Origin of the sequence: Streptomyces sp. MB09-02B, from assembly GCF_033794485.1 — a bacterium.
Lineage (GTDB): Bacteria > Actinomycetota > Actinomycetes > Streptomycetales > Streptomycetaceae > Streptomyces.
On record NZ_JARGEE010000759.1, the window covers coordinates 1 to 2,203 of the forward strand.

Genomic DNA, 2,203 nt, shown 5'->3' on the forward strand with positions numbered 1-2,203 from the left:
AGTTTTTTCCCTTTTTTGGGGCGTGGTAAATTGGTACAACAGCACGCACCCAACCCTCTCAGCCCGCCTTGGCCTCCCCTACCCCATAGAGCACCCGCTCCAGCGCCTCGTACGTCACCCCATGGTCCGCGAGCACCTCGGCCGGAACCCCGGGGCGGGTGGTGAGCGCGAGCAGAAGGTGTTCGTCGCCGATGGGGGTCCCCCCGCGCGAGCGGATTCGTGCGTGGGGGAGGTCACGATGGGCATGGGCGGTGCTGAGGGAGCGGGTGAGGACGTCCTTGGCGTCGCGGGTGAAGGGACGGTGCCCCGAGAACCGACGCCGCCGCCGTCGTCCCGCGCCGCCCGACTCCAACGCTCCCACCCCGTGGGCCTCTTCGACGCGGGAGACGATCTGAGAGAGGTCGATACCGAGGCCGGAGAGGGCGTCCGTGTCCGCTCGGGAGAGGCCGCCCCGGCGTCGGGCCTCGGCAAGGGCCCGCCCCACGGAGTCCTTGCGTTCACCTTCGGAGAGCCCGAGCGCGGCCAGGGCGAACGAGGCGCGGCTGGCCTTCCTGTCCAGCAGGGAGAGGAGCAGATGCTCCTCGGTCACCTCCCCCGCGCGGGTGCGTTCGGCGTGCTCGACCGCGCCCAGGACCACGGCCCGGGCATCCTTTGTAAACCGCTCGAACATCAATGCCTCCCGTACTTCTTGTGGACTGCCTGCCTACTGACCCCGAGTTCCGCGGCGATCTCCTGCCACGACCAGCCCTGGTTGCGCGCGCTGCGCACCTGCACCGACTCCAACTGCTCCAGCAGCCTCCGCAGTGCGGCGACGGCCCGCAGTCCGACCCGGGGGTCACGATCGCCCGCGCGCTCGGCGAGATCCGTTGCTTCGGTCATGCTGTCAACTTACATTGACAGCACCCTCCGCGTCAACCAGGGTTGACATGACGGAGGCCGGCCCGGAACGTCCGGGCCGGCCTCCGTCGTACCGAGATCGTCAGGGGCTGGTGAGCACGATCTTGCCGAACTGGTCGCCTGCCGCGAGGCGTTCGAAGCCCTCGCGAGCGCGGTCCAGGGGCAGCACCTCGTCGATGACGGGGCGGACACCGGTCGCGGCACAGAAAGAGAGGAGGTCCTCCAGCTCGTCCTTGGTCCCCATGGTGGAGCCGACGACCTTGAGTTCGAGGAAGAAGATGCGGGTCAGTTCGGCGTGGGAGGGGCGGTCGCCGCTGGTGGCACCCGAGATGACGAGACTGCCGCCGGGACGCAGGGACTTCACCGAGTGGGACCAGGTGGCGGCACCGACGGTCTCGATGACCGCGTCCACGCGCTGCGGGAGCCGAGCACCTGACTCCAGCGCCTCCACAGCGCCGAGTTCCAGGGCCCGCTTGCGCTTGGCCTCGTCCCGGCTGGTGGCGAAGACCCGCAGTCCCGCCGCCTTGCCGAGCACGATCGCGGCGGTGGCGACACCGCCACCGGCGCCCTGGACGAGAACGGAGTCCCCGGGACGTACACCGGCGTTGGTGAAGAGCATGCGGTACGCCGTCAGCCAGGCGGTGGGCAGGCAGGCGGCCTCTTCGAAGGAGAGTTCGGCGGGCTTGGGGAGGACGTTCCAGGTGGGGACGGAGACGAGTTCGGCGAAGGTGCCCTGGTAGCGCTCGGTGAGGATGGAGCGGGGCTCGTCCGGGCCGACGCCGTGGCCGGTCTGTCCGATCACCGAGTGCAGGACGACCTCGTTGCCGTTCTCGTCGACGCCGGCGGCGTCACAGCCGAGGATCATGGGCAGGTTGTCCTCAGCGAGGCCGACCCCGCGCAGGGACCACAGGTCGTGGTGGTTCAGCGAGGCGGCCTTCACCCTCACGGTCGTCCAGCCGGGCCTCGGTTCCGGCGCGGGCCGGTCGCCCAACTCCAGTCCGTTCAGCGGTTGGTCACGGTCGATGCGGGCGGCATAGGCAGCGAACATGCGCCTGACCATAGGGCGATGCCGGGGGCGAGGGAACCGCAGACCACTGTGACACGCGTCCCGTCCCACGTCGGCCTCAGCGCGACGCGTGACAGGGGGTACAGGCGCGTCGGCGGGTGCGGGCCCGGTGGGGCTTCTCGCGCAGTTCCCCGCGCCCCTGAAAGGCCTACGGCCTTCCGGCCCGAAAAGCACGGGCGCAGCCCCTTGGTGGGGGCACCTCCCGCTCGAGCGAAGCCGAGAGTGGGGGAGGGACGGGTA

General features: G+C 70.1%; 3 protein-coding genes. All 3 read right to left on the bottom strand.

Annotation, left to right across the window (positions count from 1 at the left end; translation table 11 throughout):
- Positions 1–58 precede the first annotated feature (58 nt).
- Positions 59–670, bottom strand: coding sequence for a Clp protease N-terminal domain-containing protein (locus P1P70_RS43755; RefSeq protein ID WP_319247948.1), 612 nt, complete (start codon positions 668–670; stop codon positions 59–61).
- A complete protein-coding gene (locus tag P1P70_RS43760; RefSeq protein WP_007384656.1) occupies positions 670–879 on the bottom strand; it encodes a helix-turn-helix domain-containing protein in 210 nt (69 codons plus the stop codon). The genes P1P70_RS43755 and P1P70_RS43760 overlap by 1 nt, the downstream gene beginning before the upstream one ends.
- Before the next feature lie 100 nt (positions 880–979).
- A complete protein-coding gene (locus P1P70_RS43765) occupies positions 980–1,945 on the bottom strand; it encodes a zinc-binding dehydrogenase (protein ID WP_319247950.1) in 966 nt (321 codons plus the stop codon).
- Positions 1,946–2,203 lie beyond the last annotated feature (258 nt).